Below are 21854 nucleotides of genomic sequence, written 5' to 3'. Positions count from 1 at the left end.
GTATTCGCTGAAAAAATCATCCTCACGGGTACACACCATTGAATTATGACTGAGCGCTATCAGACCATCGATTTACTTGAAAAAGACCAACTTGGCTCAGTGTATTTGGCGCAGGATACGACCTTGCAGCGTAGGGTTGTGTATCGTGATTTTGAGCAGGTTGAAGGGAAAGAGCGCCCGGAGGAGTTTTCGCAATACACGGGAAAACTATGTGCCTTGCAGCATCCGAATCTACTGACGATTTACGATATCGCCAAAAATGAGGATGGATACTACATGGTGACCCAGTTTATTGAGGGGGAGTCATTGGCTGACCGCCTTGCGCAGGGGGCGCTGAATCAGGTCGGGGTGCATAACATGGCGGTTGATTTGCTGGATGCCTTGCATGCGGCGCATTCATCCGGGCTGTTTCACGGGGCGTTACGCACGGATTCGGTAAAGCGTCTGGCCCGGGTTCGCGGCGGGCACCGGTACTTGATTGTCGATTTTGGTTTGGATCGCATATCGGCGATGATTTGTGGAACGCATGTCATCATGGCTGATCCGGTATTGATGGCTCCCGAATTGGGGGATGGAAAAAGTCAGCCGGACGGGCAGTCGGATCTCTTCACCCTTGGGCAGCTTTGTTACATTGCACTCGTGGGTGGCCACCCATACGCGGGTAAGACCCACGAGGAGTGTGCCCAGGCATACCAAGATGGTGGATTGCCGCATCTGAGCACTTATGTGCAAGGTGTTCAGCAGGATTTTGCCGATTGGGTGATGTGGCTGGTAGCAGGCCCCAAGGATCAGCGGCCGGCATCCAGTAAGGAGGCGATGGAGGCCTTGCATGCGATTACTCTGAAGGCCCCGGCACCGAATGTGCCTGGTGTCACTCAGGCGGTCGATGTGCCCGAGCAGCCGGATCCGATGCAGCCAAAGATATCCGAGCCGGTGACCGTGTCGGCTGAGTCATCAAAAAAATCGAAAAAGAAAGCCAAGAAACCAAAGAAGGCTCTGGGCGCTTCAAAGCCGATGAACAAAGAGGGCAAGATGTTGCTGGCTGCGGTGGGAGTGGTGATTGTTCTTTTATTGGTCTTGATCTTGATTTTGATTTTCCGCCCGGATGAACCTGAAGAGGCAGATTTAGGTCGTGGAAAAGCGGACCCCACATTAGTGCAACTTCAACCAACGCATTTGATTGGCGAACTACTGACAAAGAGCAAGCCGGTAAAGATTCAGTTTGATGGTTCGAATACCCTGGACTGGACAGTTGTCACAGGAATACCGGCGTCGTCTGCCCGTATGTTGAAAGATGGAGGATCCTATATTCGAAACATTCTCGCCATAGGCGAATTCTCTGAGTTCATCCGTTCGGAAACATCGGTGATTTATCAGGCCGGTGGAACCACCATTACTCCTCAGCGGGCGGTTATGGGTTCGAAGGTGGGTGGAGCTAAAGAGGGTGAGGGATGGAGAGTGGATTTGCGCATCCCTGAAGGCCACAGCGGGAGCTTGTTGGTGACCTTGTACATGATCCAAAACCATTGTGACCTGGCCCTTGAAATTCGTGCGACGCACAAGGATCTGGAGGATCAGGTTGATCGTTATCAAGTGGATAAACGGTCATTGGGGGTGGTGAAAATTCCGTTGAAAATTGATGAGCCCAAACCCGGCTATTATTCGATCCAAATTTTGGCCAAAGGCGTGGAGGTGAGCCAGGATTTTGAAATGGGATTGAGCGCTGTTCTCTTGGAGCGGGTTTGATCATGGGCGTGTCAGTATCGAGGATGATTGAAAGATTGAGGGAGGTGGCGATGTAGAATCGAAATCATTTGGCGCAATGTATTGTATTGTGCCTCAACCCTCAGTGTTTTATGTCTTCTTTGCGTTTTTCCCTTCTATGTTCAGTCGTTTTTGGATCGGTTCTTCCCGGAATACTTTCGGCCATGCCGGAAGGGTTTCAATCGACTCGTTTTGCTGACCACCGTTTGACTCCCAGCCCGTCCTGTTTAAGTGCGGCCCCGAATGGAGACGTTTACGTTGGGGTGGATATGAATGGGTCATTGGGGAAAGGTGCAGGCAAAGGCAGGGTGGTGAAGCTGGTGGATACCAATGGTGATGGTCAGGCAGACACATCGTCGGTTTTTGTTGAGCTTGGGAATCCAAGGGGTTTGATGGCCGTTGGGCGCCGGCTTTTTGTGCTGCACACCGAGATTCCTGAGTCGACCGGGGTGGTCAGTGGAATGCATTTAAGTGTGTTTGAGGACCTTGATCAGGATGGTGTCGCTGATGGCCCGGGTAAGCGATTGATTAAAAATGTATCTACTTTGAAGCATAACCAATCACGCGGTGCGGACCATACCACCAATGGGATTCGGATGGGGATCGATGGTTGGATTTACATTGCGGTGGGCGATTATGGTTTTGTTGATGCTGAGGGGGCGGATGGTAAAAAGCTGACCCAACTGGGAGGCGGAGTGTTACGTGTCCGGCCCGATGGTACGGAGATGGAGATGTATACGCATGGCCTGCGGAATATTTATGATGTGGCGATTGATCCGTTTATGAATATCTACACCCGTGGTAATACCAATGATGGTGGTGGCTGGAATGTCCGCTTTATTCATCATATCCAGTCGGGGCAGTATGGTTATCCGGTCCTATACAAGCATTTCACCGACGAAATCATCCCGGCTCTCGCCGACCTCGGAGGTGGATCGGGAACCGGGAGTTTGTTTTTGCAGGAGCCGGGGTGGCCAAAGGCATACAATAATGTGCCGATGATGGGGGACTGGGGCCGCAACCAACTGTTTATCCACCGTCTCCAAAAAGATGGAGCTTCCTTTACCCAGCAGCAGGAAAAGTTCATTTCCTGTTCCCAGCTGACCGATGTGGATGTGGATGGTTCCGGTCGGCTATACCTCGCGGCCTGGGAAGGTGCGGGATACAAGGGTAATGCCCGTAAGGGATACATCCAACGTGTGGTGCCGAAAGCTTGGAAGTATGTTGCTTTTCCCCACTTGGAAAAATTGTCCGACACGGCCTTGATGAAAGGTCTGAAGTCTGAAAGTGCGACGGTCAGATTGCATGTTCAACAGGAGTTGTTAGCACGCTCAAAAAGTCTGGCTCCCCAGATTTTGAAAATAGCGGGCGACGCATCCTGCTCATTGGAATCCCGCGTGGCGGCACTCTTTACTTACGCGCAAATGTTAGGAGATGATGCGCAAGCTGGTCTGCTTGGTTTGGCCGAGACGCCTGAGCTTCGTGAGTGGGCTCTGAGAGCCGCTGCAGATCGATTGCCTTATGTGTCCGGCTTGCCTCTTGATCCCTTTTTCGCGGGGCTGAAGGATCAGAACCCACGGGTTCAGCTGGCGTCTGCAGTTGCCTTGGGTCGCATCGGTCAACCGTCGGTAGCGCATCAGCTTTTGGCAGTGGCCGTCCCTCCAGCACCTGCTCCACCATCGAAACAAAAAGGTCACCAAGGAGGCCCTCACGCAACGCCTCATGCGGCAGTTCTTGTTCCCCACGTTGCTGTGCAGGCTTTGATTCGACTTCAAGCCGTGGATGCTTGTTTGCAAGCCTTGGATGGAACAAGCCGAGGTGGTGCTTTGTGGGCATTGCGCTGGATGCACGAACCCGAGGTCGTCAGCGGGCTTTTGAAAAAATTAGATCAAACAAAAGACGCTGGTCTGCGGCGTGATTTATTGACGTCTCTCGGGCGCCTTTATCACAAGGAGGCGGATTACGACGGCTCCTGGTGGTGGGGAACCCGACCCGATACACGAGGGCCGTATTATGTGCCGGTTCAATGGAGTGAATCGGAAAAAATCGAGCAGGTGTTCCGTAAGGAATGGGCTGCCGCGGATGCTGGTCAGAATTCGTTTTTAACTGCTGTGGCGAACCGACACCGTATGAATTTGGAAGGAATTGGAAAAGTAGAGGTGGCCAAGAAGTCCGGAAAAGGATCGAAAGGGGAGGTCGGAAGAACATCGATCGAGGACGTGATGCTCGCTCTGGGTAAGCACAAGGGAAACAAGAAGCGGGGGCAGAAAGTATTGTCGTCTCTGAGTTGTGTGGCTTGCCATAACATCAAAGCGGGAGATGTAATCAAGGGGCCTGATTTGTTGAGCCTTGGAAAGGTCATGAACCGGGAGCAGATAGCCGAGTCGATTCTCAAACCCGATGCTACGATTGCGGAATCCTGGGTGAGCGTGACGATGAACAATGGAGCGCAACATCTGGGGACGCTCGTTGAGAAAACCTCGGAGAAGGTGGTGGTTCACAACATCGCTGGGATTGCCACGACCCTCAAGGCCTCGGAGGTGAAAAGCATTCAAAAGCAAACCTCTACGTTGATGGGGCCAGGCTTGGTCAATGATCTGACGCTTAAACAATTCAGTGATTTGGTCGAATACCTTGCTTCGATGAAATAGTAAACGCCCGGCTCAGGCTTGATGTGTTTGTTTAGGTTAGGGATGGGCTGAAAAGTTTTTAACTGGAATTTCTTCCTTGCAGGATAATACCAAGTAGTAAAACAGACGGGACGATAGCCGAGATGAATGAGTTCTTTGGTAAGGCACGACGAAGGAATGGTGCGGGCACCATGACTAAGGAGAAACAAAGCCAAAGGAGTCATTCATCCGGAACTCTCATGGATCACGCAGTGCTTTTCCAAATACCTCAACAACGATCAATCGTCTCGTCTGTTTTGCGGAGTGGTATAAGATGCTCTTCTTTCTTGACTCTCTTTATCTGATGGATATTTTGTAGGTAGTCTTATCGGTTTATCTTTTTTAGATGCCTGATAAGTTCACACCTAACCACGATCCAAAAAATGAAAAAGAGAACCACAAGTATAGTTGTGGCATTGACGCTTGGCGTCTGTGCCTCGGTTGTTTCCACTTCACATGCTGCTGATGAGCGGGCCGACAAGGCCAGGGCATATTACCAGCAAGGAGTGGTCGCTATGAATGAAGGGAAATACAATTTGGCAAAAACGAGTTTTCGCGAAGTGCTCAAGCTGTACCCCAGTCACCCACAAGCCAGAAGGCAGTTGGTGTATATTCAATCCAACATGAGCACTCTGGAGACCAATCAACGCAAGAAGCTGTTGAAGCAGGTGATTATTCCTGAAGTGAATTTGGAAAAAGCCACCGTGCAGGAGTCCGTGGAGGTTTTGTCTTCCCATATTAAGACGAACTCCAAGGATAAAAAGAGCCCCAATATTATCGTTCAGGACAGTAAAAGTCTCTTCAAAGGCAAGACGGTGACCCTGCGATTGAGTAAAGTTCCAGCTGAAACATTACTGAAATACATTACCGATCAAGTGGATGGGCAAACGCGATACGATACCCACGCCATCGTGATTCGTCCCCGGCCAAGGGATGTCCAACCCGAGCAATAACCCATCACGCGAAGGCGTTCAAAATCCATGCTACCACCACCACTTGTGGCAGGGTGAGGATGGGTAAAATGAATGTGGCCTTCCAGGAGCGCGTGGTTTCACGCAGCGCCATGATCTCAGTGTAGTCAGTAGCGGCACCGGCCATCAGAAAAGCGAAACCGTTACCCGGTGCATTAGCCCGGGTGACGAGGTCGGCTGCGATCGGGCTGGACCCTTCCGAGCAGACTTCGATGATGGTCGCTGCTAGCAGCGTGAGTAGCACACCGACCCAGGTCGGGCCAAACCAGTCTGCGAAGAGGTCATGGGGGACAAAGGCACGGATCGCTGCGGCGAGGACCGTTCCGAAGAAAATCCAGCGTAGGATCATGGTGGAACCACTGAGCCCGGCTGATAGCATTTTGGCGGCCAGAGTGTGGTTCATTTTTGAAATACGGACCGTTTTTCGGATTTCCTTCCATAGCTGGAAGTTATCCGGCAGATCGACATGATTCGGGTTTTTGGGGAGTTTTCCAAGCCTGACCAGCGCCTCGACAATGAGTCCGGTGATGACCGCGATGATGCCGGAGAGCAGAATGAAAAGGAGCGTCCACTTGAGCCCGATGAGGGCGACGAGGATCAATGTCAGAGACAGGGAGTTCCATGGGCTGGCAATCAGGAAGGCGAGTGTCTGCCCGAGTGAGGCGCCTCGTTCGTAGAGTTTCATCGCCACGAGTAGGATGCCGTGGTTGCAGAGGTCCAGGAGCAAACCGGCAGCCATGGCTCGGATAATGCCTTGTGGAGTTCCAGGTTTGCCGAGCACGGCGGCAACCCATTCACGAGGCACCCAGCCCAGAACACCGACGGCGACAATGCCGAGTGCCAGTCCCCACCACATGCTATTCATCAGTTCGAAAACTCCGGCAGAAAAATGAGCGGCTTGGTGGGGGAGGCTATCCGAAAAGAAGAGGTGACAAAGGTAGGCGAAAAAGACCACGGTCAAGGATCCCCAGAGCAGCCAATCAAAGGTTTGCTTACCACTTGCACCACAGCAGGAAGCACTTGCTGGCTTGGACTTGGCCTCACTTGTTGGAGCACAGCAGCAGCTTTTGCCCTTAGCGGGCAGATCTTGTTTCTCACTGCCGCTCGAGGTGTTTAATCCCGCATTGAGGTCAAACGAAGGCTTGCCGGCTGGCTTGGCTCCGAGCTCAATACCGGGAATGCGCCTGCTTGTTTTTGGCGTGTCGGTTGCTGCAGCGCTTGGTTTTTCGGGATCGTTGGGACCGGATGAGCAGCAAGATGACATGATGAGGGGGTAGAGAGAGTAAGGGGGATGAGGGGGGATGAGGGGGGATGAGGGGGGAATGGTTGGAGGACTAAGCCATCCTCCCTACTGGTTTGCAGGGGATAGATCGGCTGGCGGCTGATCAAAGTTTGGCATGTGCCAACCATTGGATGACCTGTTCCAAGGCCCTGGCGCGGTGGCTCATGCCATTTTTCACCTCGTTCCCCAGTTCTGCAAATGATTTTTTATGGCCGTCGGGCACAAAGAGAGGATCGTAACCAAAGCCCCCATCACCTTGACGCTCCCGCAGGATGCTTCCTTCCACCTTGCCATCAAAATGGGCGAGGGTGCGGCCGGCTTCGGCCAGGACCATCACACAGCGGAAGCGGGCAGTGCGTTGGTCGCTCGTCGATAGTTCGCGCAGCAACTTTTCATTGTTGGCTGTATCGTTTCCGTCTTCGCCGGCGTAGCGGGCGGAATAGACGCCAGGTGCTCCATTGAGTGCATCCACTTCAAGACCGGAATCGTCCGAAAGCACCAAACCGGGGACGGCTTCGCTGATTTCTTCGGCTTTGAGGGTCGCATTTTCGAGAAAGGTGCTGCCGGTTTCCTCTACGGTCGGGAGCTCTGGATGACTGGACAGGTCGCGAACCTCCCATTCTTCGCCCAGCATCGATCTGATTTCCTCGGTTTTATGGCTGTTGCCCGTAGCAATAAGCAGTTGTCTCATGCGCTTGAATTAGCAGACCCCGAATCTTTTTTCGAGAAATTTGGAATAATTCTCCCGGTTTCATCGCTTATGATCACGATGAAAGAATTCAAACAATGGATGACAGCAGCCGTGGCGATGATCGCAATTTCAGCTTCCGCCGTTGCGGGAGGAAAAGATTGGATGACCAACGTCGATGACGCCCTGGCCAAGGCCAAGACGGATAAAAAGCCAGTGATGGTGGAATTCACCGGATCCGATTGGTGCCCACCTTGCATCATGATGGATAAAAAGGTGTTTTCGAAGAAATCCTTCGTGTCAAAGGCCTCGGAAAAGTTCATCTTGGTCAAAATCGACATTCCTCGCGCTGACAAGGAGCTGAGTAAGAAAAATCAGAAGGTCTTGAAGAAATACAAGGTCCAGGGTGTGCCCACCGTTGTGTTGTTTGATGAAGAAGGGAAGGAGTTCAATCGCTTTACCGCTTCGCAGTATCCGGACGTTTCCAAGTTCCTGGCTCATTTGGACCAGGCGCTGGAGAAAAAGGATATGGATTAATGATTTATTTGGGTTGTATTGTTCAATACAGAATGCGGGTCGCATGGGAAACCATGCGGCCCGTTTTTCCTTATTGTGGGGGAATTCATGGGAGTGCGTAAAAAACGGGATTCCCATTTGTATCGATTGTTGGCAGAGTGTGGCGGAGCATGAGCTGCAAGGGAATGAGGATTCAACAACGAGGAGCCGCCGCTCTGGGGGTCGTCGTTGTGATGGTGATTGCCGGAGCGGTGTTGGGTGACGGTTGGGTGATGCTGTTGGGCGCCTGTGGCCTATTGTTTTTTTTGTTAGCCGGGGTGATGGCCTGGTTCAATCTGAGCAAGCTGGATTGCCGGATTCGCACTCCGAAACGCGTGTCGGCCGGCGAGAGCTTTGATATGGAATTGTGGTTACAGAACGGACGGAGGGTGATGGATGCTTTTCAAGTCGAGGTCCGATTGCGATTGCCCGGGGAAACGAAACTAGCAGTGGTGGCCCCGTGGACGGCCGCTGGATCATGCTCCTACCGTCAGCAGGGGCATGTGCTGCCACGTCGTGCATTTGCGGAGCAGCATTCGGTTGATTTCCTATCCTCGTTTCCTTTGGGCTTATTCCGTGTCCGGCGTGAGACGGTGGTGCGATTCGAGGTGACGGTCACGCCGAGAGCGATTACACCGGTGGAGCTCAACCGCGATGGGTCGATGTTTGATGCCCAACCCCGTGGAGGGGTGACCGCTGGGCAGACATTTGGCGAACCCCGTGGGATACGACCATGGCAGCCGGGCGATTCGGCCAGGCGCATCCACTGGCCGGCCTCCGCCCGGGCGATGGCCCGTGGGCATGACCTTCGCGTGCGCGAGTTTGACCCGCCCGGTTTTCACCCTGACCACTGCCACCTGGTCTACCATTCCTATGCCAGTGGTGGTGAAATGTTGAGGGAGGATCGTTTTGAGCGCTCGATCTCTCTCTTATGTGGAGCCCTGCAGTTGATGCAAGCGAATGGGATTCCGGTGGTGTTAACCGCGGACTTCAACGATTGGCAACCTGTGATGGTAGATTCCAGAGCGAAGATGGTCGAGGAATTGATGTCATTGGCGAAAGTCGAACGAAGTCGGGGGACCGAAGCGCATGATTTGGAGCGGGCACTCCAGGCGGTTGCCCAAGACCATGGACTGGTTATGATTTCAGATATGGCTCCCGATTCATGGGCTCATTTGTTAGTTCCTCATCCCCACTCCTTGGTGATTGATATTCGTCAAATCCGCTACCGTCATAAGACGCTGCATGCGGAGGCCGCAAGCGCGTGAGACCAAAGACCATGGCTATTTCTTTTTTTATACGCAATGTGCCAATGATGCTGGCTGTGATCGGGGCCTATCTCTTGCTCAGAGGTTGGCCCGGTGGGCCCGGCTTGCTGATGCGCTCGTGCCTGGCTGTGGCGACCTTGGTAGCGGGGCTGGCTTGGTGGGGAGCCCGACGGGAAGCGAAGGTGCCCATCATGCAAAGCCTGAAGCGGGCAACATGGTATGATTACCTTTCGTTAGGTGTTGCCGTTGTGTTAGCTGAGGCCTTGTTTGTTTTGTTTACCATTACCGTTGCCGGTCCCAGCTTGAGGTTTGCGGGTGAAATGGAAGAGGTGGTTGAGGGGATCGCCAGTGTCGATGAGGAGACGGCTGGATCAGGCGCGGATGAGGGTGAATTATCTGACGCCATCTCGGGTAGGACCTTGTTTAGAAATAAGCTTCAGCGGCAACTGCCGAAGCGAAGTAATCTCAAACCAAGTAATAAACCCGAAGTGTTTTTGCAGTTGGAGAACGAAGAGGATGCTCTCGAGTTGCTCAATTCACGGATTTACCTGCATTCATTTTCGTTTTCTCGTTTCAACGGTGTCTCCTGGTCGGCTGCGAGGTCGGCTCCCCGGGAGCTTCGGTCTCCGATCCGGTTTCCTCTTGTCCGGGGTCTACCTGGAACCAAGGATCTGCCCTCATTTCGTTACCGGGTGTTTCATGCGGCAAACCCATCGAGTCAGAATGTATTTATATCCTTACATGGAGCCCAAGGAACGGATTTATCACGCCTGACCCGCTTGGCGGATTCCATTTACCGTTTGCCTGAACTCGAGAGCGCACTGGATGGATACAACTATGAAGTGCGCTCGACTCCGATCGATTTTACCGATTTGATTGGTCTGCCACTGCAAGCAGCGAAGGCTGCGCCAGGTGAGTTGGATTTGCCTACTGAATTGTCGACCCAGCTCAACAACACAGCGGATATTTTCAATGATCACGACCAGCTGTTTGATAAGCTGATTGAAATGCGGCGCTTTCTCCAGGATCGATATGATTATTCGTTAGAAGTTTCCAATATGCAGGAGTTAAACCCCCTGGAAAATTTTCTTTATGAAGAGCGGCGGGGTTATTGTGAACACTTTGCCACGGCGGCAGCCATGTTGTGTCGTGCTCTCGGAGTTCCGAGCCGGGTGGCCTATGGTTGGTCGGGAGGGCGCTTGTATCGCTCTCAAAATATGTTTGTTTTCCGCGCCAAGGACGCACACGCATGGACCGAGATCAAACTTGATGGTTACGGCTGGGTGATCTTCGACACCACGCCACCTGATGATGAAGCCACCCCGGAAAGTCATGCGGCACCGGAAAGCGAACCGGCCCCCGACCCCGAAAAAGTGATTGCCGAGCAATCGAATCAAACGAAAGCGGTGGACGATCCGTCGGTTCAATTGGCTCTCGGCGCTGATCTCTGGAAGCTATTGGTTGTGGTTTTCCTGGTTGTGGCTTCCTGGGTTGTCGTGTTGTTTGTCCGCAGATGGAGACTTCCATTAACGGATGTGGACGGTCGACCTCTGCATCGCCCTCCGTCAGCTTATTTACAGGCCTTTAAGTTGGCCTGTGGGATGGCCGGGTGCCCGATGCCATCCGGCAGGACATTGCGGCAGCAAGTGTCATGGATGGAGTCGCAGGGGATTGCTCCTGACTTTTTAAACGAGCTGCTGGCTTACCATTATGGGCGACTGTATGCGGACCGCTCAGAGGATAAGGAGCTCGAGAAACAACTCATTCATTCGATTCGCCTGTGGCGTCAGGAACTGGTTGATTGACGACTTGGCCAAAGATCTGAAAATGGTCCTGACTGAGTTGGCGAAGGTTGTGCCGGTACTGGCGGATGGCTTCAGAGCGGCGGGTGTCAGCGATGGCAGAGTTGATTTCACTCTTCACGGTGTCGAAGGGCACAGTGGCGGGAGCTTTGATGTCGGTGACCTCGACGATGTGCCAGCCGAGCTTGGTTCGGATAAGCGTGGGCTGGTTTTTAGCGAGGGTGAAGGTCGCGCTGGCAAAATCCCCGGGTAGCCTGTTTTTGCTCATCCAGCCCAACTGGCCGCCCTTGTTTTTGCTGCGTTCATCTTCGCTGATCTCAGCGGCAGCGCTGGCGAAGTCGGCTTCTTTGGCCTGGATCTTTGCGAGCTGGGTTTTGAGGGTGGCCTCGGCGTCTTCGGACGGCCGATCGAGTGTTGCAAGAAAGATGTGCCGGAGCTGACGCCGTTCGGGCATCTCGAAGGTTTGTTTATGCTGATCGTACCATTGTTTGCTTTCTTCGTCGCTGATGGTGAGCGATTTTTTGATTCGGTTGTGGAGGTAGGCTTCTTGTTCGAGTCGAGCGGCAAGCCGGAACCGGAGCTCCTTTTCGCTTTCGATCCCCTGAGCAGCCATGGCTTCATGCATGGCCTTTTTATCAGGGAAGAGTTTTTCAAAGCGTTGGACCTCGGCATCGATAGCCTGCTCGCTGATGGATACCTGTTCGTTGTTTACCTTCGTTTTAGTGCGCAGCAATTGTTCATCGATCAGGTCATTGAGTGCGGCCCAGCGAAGCAGCGTCCACTCCTTGGCCCTGACCTTTTCAGGTGAGCGCCCGGTGCGAAACAGGTTTTCCTGAACTCGGCGGTCGACTTGGCTGAGATAAATGTAGTGTTCGTAGACCTTGGCGCAGATGCCTTTGTCGATGGCCATTTGAATGCGTTCCTCATCGGTGACATTCAGTTCATCGATTTTTTTCCGAACCGGCCCGTTAAAGAGAAACATATCGCATAGCAGATAGAGAATGAGCAGCGACCAAACGCTCATTCTAACTGCAAACGATTTGTTCATTTTTAACATAGGCTAATTGGCGACGATGTTGACCAGGCGCCCTGGGACGACGATGATTTTCCGAATGGTTTTACCCTCGGTGTGTGCCTGGACGTTTTCGTCCTCTTGGGCGAGGGTTTCGATGTCCTCTTTGGCTGCATCTTTGGCCACGGTGATACGACCCCGCAGCTTGCCGTTGACCTGGACCACGATTTCGACCTCATCTTCGACGAGATACTTTTCGTTATAGCTTGGCCAGGCGCGGTCGGCGAGGATACGTGCACGTGAGCACTTCGCACTTGGGAAGGCCTCACCGACTTGGGCATGGATTTCCTCGGTGAGGTGCGGGGCAAAGGGGTTGAGGCACTTCAGAAGATCGCGTAGCAGAACAGCAGGCAATTGTTTGGCCTTACCAAAGGCATTGGTGCAGATCATCATTTGGGAGATGGCCGTGTTGAAGGACATTTTTTCGATGTCCTCGCTGACCTTCTTGATGGTTTCGTGCAGCACCTTGAGCAGTGCTTTGTCGGTGTCGGCCGATGGTTTGTCGTCGCTGAGTTTTTGGCTCAGCACCCAGTTGCCTTCCTGGTTTTGTTCGAAGGCGAGGCGCCAGACTTTGCCGAGGAAGCGGTAGACGCCTTCGACGCCGCTCATCTGCCAAGGTTTGACTTGTTCGAGTGGCCCCATAAACATCTCGTAGAGGCGCAGGGCGTCGGCACCATACTCGTGGACGACATCGTCCGGGTTGACGACGTTGCCGAGAGATTTTGACATCTTTTGTCCGTCTTCACCGAGGATCAACCCTTGGTTGACCAGCTTCTGGAACGGCTCGATGGTGGAGACGTGGCCGAGGTCGTGCAGCACCTTGTGCCAGAATCGGGCGTAGAGCAGGTGGAGCACGGCGTGTTCGGTGCCGCCGACATACAAATCCACCATTCCATGGGGATTTGATTCGTGATTGGTAATTGGTGATTCGTGATCAGTTCCACTCCAGTAGGCTTCGGCTTCTTTGGAAATGAAGCGCTCGTTGTTGTTTGGATCGCAGTAGCGCATGTAGTACCAGCATGACCCGGCCCACTGCGGCATGGTGTTGGTTTCGCGTTTGGCGCTTTCCGAGTAGTTGATCCAGTCGGTCGCTTTTGCCAGTGGTCCTTCAGGGGAGCCGGTCGGTTTGAAGTCGTCCATTTCCGGCTGCAGCACGGGGAGTTCAGACTCAGGCACAGGCATGTGCTGACCGCTTTCTTTGTCCCAGAGAATGGGGAAGGGTTCACCCCAGTAGCGTTGGCGGGAGAAGAGCCAGTCGCGCAACTTGAAGTTTACCTTGAAGGTTCCCTTGTTGTTGTCGCGCAGCCATTGGATGATCGCTTTTTTGGCATCCTTGGTTTTCATGCCGTCGAGGAAGCCGGAGTTGATGGACTTGCCGTTGCCAGTGAACCCTTGCCAGTCTGAATGATCGTTAGGCTCAACGACCTGAAGGATGGGCAGTTCAAACTTGGTGGCAAACTCGAAGTCGCGGGTGTCGTGGGCGGGCACGGCCATGATGGCGCCGGTGCCGTATCCCATCATCACGTAGTCGGCGATCCAGACCGGGATTTGTTCATTGTTCACCGGGTTGATGGCGTAGGCCCCGGTGAAGATTCCGGATTTATCTTTATTTAAATCTCCGCGTTCGAGGTCTGACTTCGAGGCGCATGCTGAGATGTAGGCATCTACAGCTTCCTGTTGGTCGGCGGTGGTGATTTTCTGGACCAGCGGGTGCTCGGGAGCGAGCACCATATAGGTCGCTCCAAACAAGGTGTCGGGGCGGGTGGTGAACACCTCAACCTCGTTACCTTCGATCTCAAAAGTGACTTCCGCACCGGTGGATTTGCCGATCCAGTTTTTCTGGAGGAGTTTGATGGATTCCGGCCAGTCGAGCGGTTCGAGTTCGTCGATCAGCCGCTGGGAGTACTTGGTAATCCGCAGCATCCACTGTCGCAGTGGGCGTCGTTCGACGGTGTGGCCTTTGGATTTCCATTCCTCGACTTCTTCGTTGGCGAGCACGGTGCCGAGGTCTGGGGACCAGTTGACAGGTGCTTCGTGGATGAAGGCGAGTCGGACGTCATCGATTTGTTCACGGGTCCATCCTTTGGCTTCCAGTTCGGTGATGGGTGCTGCCTTCTGGGTTTCTTCGTTGAAATAGGAATTGTAGAGCTGGAGGAAAATCCACTGGGTCCAGCGCACGTAGTTTGGGTCGGTGGTGTTGACTTCGCGTGACCAATCGTAGCCGAACCCGAGTGACTGAAGCTGCCGGCGGAAGTTGTCGACATTTTGTTCGGTGGTGATCCGTGGGTGTTGACCGGTTTTGATCGCATACTGCTCGGCGGGCAGGCCGAAGGCGTCCCAGCCCATCGGGTGCAGCACGTTGTGGTCGTTCATTTTTTTATACCGACCGAGAATGTCGGTGGCGGTGTAGCCCTCCGGGTGGCCGACGTGCAGACCGGCGCCGGACGGGTAGGGGAACATATCGAGGATGAAGTATTTTGGCTTGGAGCCATCGAAGTCTTCATCACCCGGGTTCGGGGTACGGAATGTCTTTTGTTCGGCCCAGTGTTGTTGCCACTTGGGTTCGAAGGTGTCGAATGGAAATGCTTTGCGTTGATCGGACATGGTGGTGGTGAGTCGGGAAGTCGGGAAGTCGGGGAAGTCGGGGAAGTCGGGGAAGTCGGGGAAGTCGGGAAGTCGGGAAGTCGGGGAAGTCGGGAAGTCGGGAAGTCGGGAAGTCGGGGAAGTCGGGGAGTCGGGGAGTCGGGAAAATGCCTTTGTGATATGGTGTTTGCTCAGTTGGCAGGAGTCGGTGGGCCCGCAATGGCCCCCATGGCGAGAGCTACGACAAAGAGGAGAATGGGTGCGAGGACAAAGAGGCAAAATAGGATGATGCCGGCGGTATCCAGTTTTTTGGTGTCGGAATACCCGGGAGGGGCACAAATGCAGCGGATGCTAACCCAGATATTGGCGAGAGGGATGAAGCTCAGGAGGGCGAGCCATGCACTGCAGCCGGTATTTTTAAGCCGCTTTCCAGCCAGAATGAGGGTGATGAGGATATAGGCTCCATAGAGTCCGAAGATTCCGAGGTAGGACATGGCCGCGGCTCCTTCGGTTCCGGCAACGGCACCGAACAGACCGAGAGACATAAACGCAAATACAAAGCCTGCACCAAAGAGGAAGTTGAGTAGAAAATAGGCAAGCCTTCCAATGCCACCGTAATCCGGGGTGTAGCCATGGATTTCGTCGTAGCTGAGTGGTCGGTCAGGGACGTCGTGAAAGGGGTTGTGTGGGGTGTTGGGCGTTTCGTAGGGGTCGACGGCCGCCGGCTCGGGGGACGTTTGGGGAGACGCCTGTGTTGGTGAGACGCTTGAGGCGGTTGTGCCCAGTGTGCTTGCAGCCTGTGGGGCCTGGGGAGTCGGGGCCGCGGCTCCGCTTGTCGGAGGCTGTGGGGTGTTCGCTACCTGGGGGGCGACCTGAGTGTGTAGCTCCTCGATCTGACTGACGGGTTTCCACTGGGGCATGCCATCTTTCCAGGCCATCGCGCTCATGGGCACCTCCTTGGCTGCAATCAGCGCAAGCAGTTCACGGGTAGGGATGGGACCGGATTGTTTGCCGGTCTTATCGGTGTAGTGCCATTGGTCGGAATCGGACATGAAAGGTGGGGAATGTGGTGCGCTGTATGTAGACCACTCAGCGGGAATGAAAAGAAAAACCCCAGTGGAAATCCATCCACTGGGGGCTAGTGGAGAAGTGGGGATTAGTAAAAGCTGAGGCCTCCACCTCCGGCGGCAGGCTGGGTGTTCTGCACGGGCATCATGCGAGCGTTCACCATAAAGTTGATGGCTTTGGATATTTCCGCGACCCAAAGGATGGATCCGATGACGGGGATGAAAATCAGGCAAAAGACGGTGCCGATCCCGAGTTTGGGGGCGGATTGCGTGTTGCTGTAACGGGAAGTGATTTCGTTCCATTCACCTGGCAGCTTGAAGAGGACGATAAAGGCCCAGATAGCACCAAAGATGGGAATGAAGAGAAAGCCTACGGCTTTACCCGGTGAGATGCTGGCCCCTCCGGGTTGGATCAAGGCCCAGATGCGGTAGAGGAAAACATAGTTCAAAATGGCTGGCCAGATCATCATCAGGCCGCCGATGAAAAACAGGGCAACCCCGAGACCTGCTGTGGACTCTGAGCCTGCGAGAGCAGCCCCGCCAATAAAGAGAGCGATGCCTCCAAGCAGGAGACTCACGTAGAGTTTGAAGTTGGCTTTTCCGACAACGGGGATGGGGTAGTCACCTCCAGCCTGGGGAGCTGCTTGCGCTCCGTAGCCTGGGCTGGCATAGGGGTTGCTTGCAAGCGCTTGAGCCGGGGCTGCTGCTTGCATGGGAGCTTGGGCCGGTACGGCTGCTGCCATTGGGGCAGCGGGGATCAAGCCTTCGACCTGGGTGGCTGGGAGCCACTCGGCGAGGCCTTCGGTCCAGACGTTGGTTTCGGCGGTGATCTGGCCGCTGGCGGCCAGTTGTTGCAGTTGTTCCGGGGTGATTGGCCCGGTTTGTTGACCGGCAGCATCGGTAAAATACCATTCTTGAGGATTGCTCATAAATAAGGGTGGGTTGACTTGGCCTTATTGAAGGAAAGTGAGGGCTTCAGGAAAAGCAAAAAACGATGGTTTTGGTGAATCGTTTCAGGGAGAGCCGGTCTATTGTTTTTCAATAAAAAATGGAGGAAGCTTTAGCTCGGCATCCTTGCCTTTCCAGGTTTTGGCAAGGCCCTCACGGGGTTGTTTTTCCGGCGCTTGGGTCATGGCCGGGACTCCGCTCATCAGGCAGTCGTAGCTGGTCAGGCCACGCAGCGCAACCAGCAGTTTGGTTTGATCGTTGCCATAGGGGGTATTGGCGAGGGAAAGCCTGGCGCTTGCCCAGAGCCTGTCCAGCAGGGCCTGCTTTGCTGCCGGGTCGAGATTGTGGAGGTTTGGAATCTTGATGAGTAGGGCGACCGCCTTCTCACCGTCGACTTCGGATGTCTGGCAATGGAGCGCCAATTCGATTTTCTCTGGTGCAGATGGTTTTTTCTCGGCGTCGTCGGAAGCATTGGCTTCTGAGCTCTTTTTGTCGTTGTTGCTGGCTTCCTTCATGGTGGCCGCGGCGGCGTCGCTTTCAGCTTTTGCTTTGGGTGGGTTGATGGTCGCGAGGAATTGTTTGCCGATGGTTCCGGCATGACTGCTGTTGCCGAAGGCGGATCCGGTTTTACAAGCGCTGAGACGTTCGTTGGCTTTGGTGTAGGTTTCGAGACCGAGGGTGGTTTTGGGTTCGTCATCACCTCCGGAATTGGCGAGGTAGATGCCACCTGCGATGGCGAGAGCAAGGATGACGGCTGAGACAATCCATTTGGCCGGGCTTTTTTTCGGTTGGCTGTATTGGGTGGTGAGTGATTGTCCCATGGGTTTTGCCTGAATACTCGGCCCGAGATTGATGCCTGATGCTTGGGGGCTGAGGTTGATTTGGGGTTCGTGGGCGTGGGTGTCGGGAGCGGGGGCTTGCTCGGAAATCAGGCCTTCGACTTGGCTGGCTGGTGCCCATTCATCCATGCCTTCGGTCCAGACCTGGGTTTCGGTGGTGATGCTGCCGTTGATCGCCAGCTGTTGGAGCGCGTCTGCGCTGATTGGACCTTGTTGTTGTCCGGACGAATCGGTGTAATGCCATTCTTGGGTGTTACTCATGGGTAGGATCGGTTAAGTGTGTAGGCTAACATCCAACAAATCGGGGTCTCTGTGAAGCAAAAAAGCGGAACCCCAGCCCGGGGTCCCGCTTGAAAATGTTGGACGATGAGTCCGTGAGCTTAACGCATTGAGAGCTTGTCCGATTAGAAGTGAATCGCGTGTCCGTCAGCGTCGAGCGTGGCCTCATGGATGGCTTCGGCCAGCGTTGGGTGCGCGTGGATGGTGGAGTGGATTTCCTCGGAGGTGAGTTCCATCTCCAGGGCCAGTCCCATTTCAGCGATCAGTTCGGTGGCATTTTCTCCGATGATGTGAGCACCGAGCAGTTCGCCGTGTTCCTTACCGAAGAGTAGTTTGACAAAGCCTTCTGCATTGGCAGATGCCTGCGCTTTACCGATGGCGGCGTAGGGGAACTTGCCGACTTTGTAGTCAATGCCTTCTTCCTTGAGTGCGCGCTCGGTTTTACCCACGGAGGCAACCTGAGGGTTGCAGTAGGTGCAGCCTGGGAAGTTGCCCACATGACGGGGTGTGTGCCCCTCGACAAACATACCTTCAACCGCCTGAATGGCTTCGAAGCTGGCGGTGTGAGCAAGCCATGGTGGGCCGGAGATGTCGCCGCAGGCGTAAACGTTTGGCAGTGAGGTTTCGTAACGGTCGCCCACTTTGATGAAGCCTCGCTCGCAGAGCTCTGGCTGCTGTCCTCCGGGAAGAACCGGCTGGACGCCGATCGCGACGAGGCAGGTATCGGCGGTGATGGTTTCGTTGCCCTTGGGGCCTTCGACATCGATAGAGACGGAGGTTCCGTTGTCCTTGAAGTTGACACACTTGGTGTCGGTCAGGCAGCGGACGCCTTGTTTGGTAAAGGATTTCTGCAGCTCTTTGCCTACTTCGTCGTCTTCAACCGGGAGCAGGGTTGGCAGCATTTCGATGATGGTGACCTTGGTGCCAAAAGCATTGTAAATATAGGCGAACTCAACTCCGATGGCGCCGGCTCCGATGATGATCATTTCCTTCGGCTGCTCAGCAAGCACCATGGCTTCTTTGGAGCTGATGACCGATTTTCCATTGTGTGGAAGTGGTGGCAGCTCACGGCTTTTACAGCCTGTGGCAACCAGAATGTTCTTCCCTTCGATGACTTGTTTGCTGCCATCGGCTGCAGTGACTTCAACTTTGTTACTGCCGAGAAGTGATCCGTAACCGGGAACGTAGTCGACCTTGTTCTTTTTGAACAGGAAGCCAATACCACCCGCAAGCCGTTCGGAGACTTTGCGTGAACGACCGACCACTTTCGACCAGTCGTAGCTCAGGTTATCAAACGAGAGACCGAAAGCTGATGCTTTTTTGGTCATCGTCTGGTAAACCTCGGCATTTTTGAGGAGTGCTTTGGTGGGAATACAGCCCCAGTTCAGGCAGGTTCCACCTGGTTTGTCGGCTTCGACGACGGCTACTTTTTTTCCGAGTTGGGCTCCGCGAATGGCTCCGACGTATCCGGCAGGGCCGCCTCCGATGACAATAAGATCATACATGGTGAGTTGACTGGTGGGTTGGTGGTTTGAGAATTTGAAGAAATGGTAGCTGACTGCTGATGGTGCCAGCCGCGGGGAAGTTGTCAGAGCTGGGCGAAATGTCAATCGTCAGCGACGAAAAAGCCCGTCTTACACCAGCGGTGGTATGGGCTGGGTCTGCTCGTCGGCAGGTTTGCTGCTAAAGTAGAGAATCGCTCCGATGATTCCCAGAACCAGACCGAGAAAGGCAATGGCTCCTCCGCCGAAGACCGCCCCCAAAATTCTGCCCACCAGGCCCAGGACCCCGTTGGGGTCGACGTTTGCAAGGATCAAGGTGTGGCCATCGGGAAGCTTGTTTTCTGCTACCTGATAGAAGTGGCCTTTTTCGACCGGGAAGGTGGCGATCAGATGGTGGTTGAATGCTGTGGTTGACCCTTTGGACGGGTGTACTTCGACGCTTTGACCACTGGCGGTGTCCCTGACCAGGAGCTGCGTCGGCAGGGGGGACTCACTGTTTCCGCCTTCGATCCATACGCTGATGCTGGTATGTTCCTCCGCCTTGTATTGCAGGTGCTCGGGGGTAGTGAACCGGGTGCCTTCCGAGAGTTGGGCGTTGAACTTTTTCCCCGAGTTATAGGCACCGTAACCGAGGTAGGCGGCGAGCCCTCCGGAGAGGAGGAAGAGAACGAGTGCGCTGATGAGCAATCCGCACCCTTTGCGTTGTTTGGCCATGGGGTGGTCTGGTGGTTGTGAGGAGTGGGATTAGAGCGTGGGGATGGTGAAATCTTGCCCGATGAGGAGGATGTGATGCTCTGAGTAGGCTTGAATCCGCTTGATGAATTGCTCAAGCGACTGCCGTTGGTCCACCGTCAGCATTTGCAGGCTGGGAGAGTTCATGATTTGTTGCTGGAGAAGGTTGGCCGGACGCTGTGCATGGCCTGCCTGAATGAACTCTCCATCTTTGTCCGGTTTTTCCGGTCCGGCAAACATGCCCTCAATCCCGCTTTTCGGAGCCGGGGTGAGGTGGACGTCGTAGCTGTCTGGTTCGAGTTCAGCCAAGGTTGCCACATGGGCGATGGCTTCATTGAGCCCTCCGATCTTATCGATCAGACCGATTTTCAGTGCGTCCTGGCCTGAATAAACTCTCCCGCCGGCGAGTTGTTCCAGGTCTCCGACGATGCGGTCACCCCGGCCGTCGGTGATCCGTTTTTTAAAGGTGGCGTAGACGTCGAGCATGGATTTGCGGATGATGGTGGTTTCTTCGGGTGTGTAGGGGCGGTGCATGTTCATCAGCCCCGCATTCTTTCCGCGTTGGCTGGTATGCACGGTGATACCCAGTTTTTCCATCGCGCCTCCGAGCACGAATTTCATGCCGACCACGCCGATGGATCCGGTGATGGTTCCCGTTTCGGCGAATATGTGGTCGGCTCCGGCACTGACGTAGTAGCCTCCGGATGCGGCCACGGCTCCCATGGAAACGACGAAGGGTTTGTTGCTGGCTTTAAACTCATCGGTGGCCTCCCAGAGCACGTCGCTGGCGAGGGCGGACCCTCCGGGGGAATTGACCCGGAGAACCAGTCCGAGGCATTTGTCATCTTTGGCGAGTTTGAGAACCTCCTTGCGGACGGGAGCGACCGAAGCGTCGGTGATGTTGCCTTCCAGGGCAACGACGGCGAGGTAGTCTTTGCGGCGCTTTTTGGACTTGCCGGATTGGAAGGCGAGTTTCATGACATCCATAAAGCTGTTGATGTCCGGTCCATCGAGATCGGGGAGGGCGTATGTGCGGTCGAAGCTGGTGCCTTCACCATAGTGGGCACGGATGCCACTAACAAAATCGGTCCGGTACTTCAACGCATCGACGAGGCCCACTTCTTTCGCTTGTTGCGGGCTAATGAGCCCTTGGTCGATGAGTTGTTGAAGCTCCTTCGCTTTGATTTTTCGGCCTTGGCTCAGGGTGCCGAGGATTTGACCGTAGATGGAATCGAAGAGAAGGTCGGATTGTTTTTGGGCATACTCGCTGGGGCCGGTCCGGTAGAAAGTTTCGCCAGCACTTTTAAAGTCACCGATGTGGATGACCTCGGCTTTGACTCCCACTTTGTCGAGTAGGCCTTTGAAATACATCGATTCGGAATACATACCGGTGAGCATGACGTTGCCTTCCGGTAGCAGGGTGAAGTGGTTGGCTGCCGCGCCGATGAGGGCGGTGCCGTTGTTTAAGCTTTCGGTGTAGAACCAGACGTCTTTACCAGCTTTTCGGATGCTCTGCAGGCAGCGGTGTATTTCCTGAAGCTGTGCCAGGCTGAGTCCGGCACCTCCGAGGTCGAGCACAACGCCTTTGACGCGTTCGTCTTCTGCGGCTTGTTTCATGCTGCGGACAAGGTCGAAATGGGTCAGTGGTCGGCGGCCGTCGCCTCCCAGCCCGAACAGTCCGCCACTTCCCTGGCCGCTTTCGGTGATGTTTCCTTCCAGATCATAGACGGCGACGATTGCTTTTTTCTCATCCGCATGGGCAAGCAGCAAGCTGAGAGAAAAAATAAAAGTAATGAACGACTTCATGCAGGCAAGATGCGTTATATTCGGGTG

At 54.3% G+C, this 21854-nt stretch carries 16 protein-coding genes; 6 read left to right on the top strand and 10 right to left on the bottom strand.

The features are described from left to right. The first annotated feature begins 45 nt into the window (after positions 1 to 45). The 3 genes from HW115_RS12365 to HW115_RS12355 all read left to right on the top strand — a co-directional run bounded on the left by HW115_RS12365 (position 46) and on the right by HW115_RS12355 (position 5386). Positions 46 to 1746 carry a serine/threonine protein kinase gene (locus tag HW115_RS12365; RefSeq protein ID WP_178933186.1) on the top strand — a complete coding sequence of 567 codons (1701 nt, stop codon included), beginning with the start codon at positions 46 to 48 and terminating at the stop codon, positions 1744 to 1746. Between the two features lie 182 nt (positions 1747 to 1928). Beyond that, a complete protein-coding gene (locus HW115_RS12360) occupies positions 1929 to 4415 on the top strand; it encodes a DUF7133 domain-containing protein (RefSeq protein WP_227021470.1) in 2487 nt (828 codons plus the stop codon). Positions 4416 to 4816: 401 nt separating this feature from the next. Further along, positions 4817 to 5386: a tetratricopeptide repeat protein gene (locus HW115_RS12355; protein ID WP_178933184.1), complete on the top strand. Its 570-nt coding sequence runs from the start codon at positions 4817 to 4819 to the stop codon at positions 5384 to 5386. Between the two features lie 4 nt (positions 5387 to 5390). On the opposite strand, the gene HW115_RS12350 is transcribed toward HW115_RS12355, so the two are convergent. Then, entirely contained in the window at positions 5391 to 6668 is a 1278-nt protein-coding gene (locus HW115_RS12350) for a permease (protein WP_178933183.1), read from the bottom strand. Positions 6669 to 6789: 121 nt separating this feature from the next. Beyond that, positions 6790 to 7377 carry an RdgB/HAM1 family non-canonical purine NTP pyrophosphatase gene (gene rdgB, locus HW115_RS12345; RefSeq protein ID WP_178933182.1) on the bottom strand — a complete coding sequence of 196 codons (588 nt, stop codon included), beginning with the start codon at positions 7375 to 7377 and terminating at the stop codon, positions 6790 to 6792. Between the two features lie 78 nt (positions 7378 to 7455). Between rdgB and HW115_RS12340 the strand changes: the two genes are divergently transcribed. From HW115_RS12340 to HW115_RS12330, 3 genes are all read left to right on the top strand, one after another. Next, a complete protein-coding gene (locus tag HW115_RS12340) occupies positions 7456 to 7911 on the top strand; it encodes a thioredoxin family protein (RefSeq protein WP_227021469.1) in 456 nt (151 codons plus the stop codon). Positions 7912 to 8075: 164 nt separating this feature from the next. Further along, positions 8076 to 9197 carry a DUF58 domain-containing protein gene (locus HW115_RS12335; RefSeq protein ID WP_227021468.1) on the top strand — a complete coding sequence of 374 codons (1122 nt, stop codon included), beginning with the start codon at positions 8076 to 8078 and terminating at the stop codon, positions 9195 to 9197. An 11-nt stretch (positions 9198 to 9208) separates the two neighbouring features. Next, on the top strand, positions 9209 to 11002 hold the full coding sequence (locus tag HW115_RS12330) for a transglutaminase-like domain-containing protein (protein ID WP_178933179.1): 1794 nt from the start codon (positions 9209 to 9211) through the stop codon (positions 11000 to 11002). On the opposite strand, the gene HW115_RS12325 is transcribed toward HW115_RS12330, so the two are convergent. The 8 genes from HW115_RS12325 to sppA form a co-directional block, all read right to left on the bottom strand. Continuing rightward, positions 10959 to 12023, bottom strand: coding sequence for a peptidylprolyl isomerase (locus HW115_RS12325; RefSeq protein WP_227021467.1), 1065 nt, complete (start codon positions 12021 to 12023; stop codon positions 10959 to 10961). The genes HW115_RS12330 and HW115_RS12325 overlap by 44 nt on opposite strands. Positions 12024 to 12059: 36 nt before the next feature. Beyond that, positions 12060 to 14675: a leucine--tRNA ligase gene (leuS, locus tag HW115_RS12320; protein WP_178933378.1), complete on the bottom strand. Its 2616-nt coding sequence runs from the start codon at positions 14673 to 14675 to the stop codon at positions 12060 to 12062. Positions 14676 to 14845: 170 nt separating this feature from the next. After that, positions 14846 to 15706: a GYF domain-containing protein gene (locus HW115_RS12315; RefSeq protein WP_178933177.1), complete on the bottom strand. Its 861-nt coding sequence runs from the start codon at positions 15704 to 15706 to the stop codon at positions 14846 to 14848. 104 nt (positions 15707 to 15810) lie between these two features. Beyond that, positions 15811 to 16650, bottom strand: coding sequence for a DUF4339 domain-containing protein (locus HW115_RS12310; protein ID WP_178933176.1), 840 nt, complete (start codon positions 16648 to 16650; stop codon positions 15811 to 15813). A 99-nt stretch (positions 16651 to 16749) separates the two neighbouring features. Next, positions 16750 to 17769 carry a DUF4339 domain-containing protein gene (locus HW115_RS12305; RefSeq protein WP_178933175.1) on the bottom strand — a complete coding sequence of 340 codons (1020 nt, stop codon included), beginning with the start codon at positions 17767 to 17769 and terminating at the stop codon, positions 16750 to 16752. A 143-nt stretch (positions 17770 to 17912) separates the two neighbouring features. Next, the gene (lpdA, locus tag HW115_RS12300; protein WP_178933174.1) at positions 17913 to 19292 is read right to left on the bottom strand and encodes a dihydrolipoyl dehydrogenase; all 1380 of its coding nucleotides are present in this window, start codon (positions 19290 to 19292) and stop codon (positions 17913 to 17915) included. A 129-nt stretch (positions 19293 to 19421) separates the two neighbouring features. Then, a complete protein-coding gene (locus tag HW115_RS12295) occupies positions 19422 to 20003 on the bottom strand; it encodes a hypothetical protein (protein ID WP_178933173.1) in 582 nt (193 codons plus the stop codon). Positions 20004 to 20033: 30 nt separating this feature from the next. Further along, on the bottom strand, positions 20034 to 21827 hold the full coding sequence (gene sppA, locus HW115_RS12290; RefSeq protein WP_178933172.1) for a signal peptide peptidase SppA: 1794 nt from the start codon (positions 21825 to 21827) through the stop codon (positions 20034 to 20036). Between the last annotated feature and the right edge of the window lie 27 nt (positions 21828 to 21854).

The sequence above is a fragment of the Oceaniferula marina genome (assembly GCF_013391475.1).
Taxonomy (GTDB): domain Bacteria; phylum Verrucomicrobiota; class Verrucomicrobiia; order Verrucomicrobiales; family Akkermansiaceae; genus Oceaniferula; species Oceaniferula marina.
This window is presented reverse-complemented; position numbering and strand designations above follow the sequence as displayed.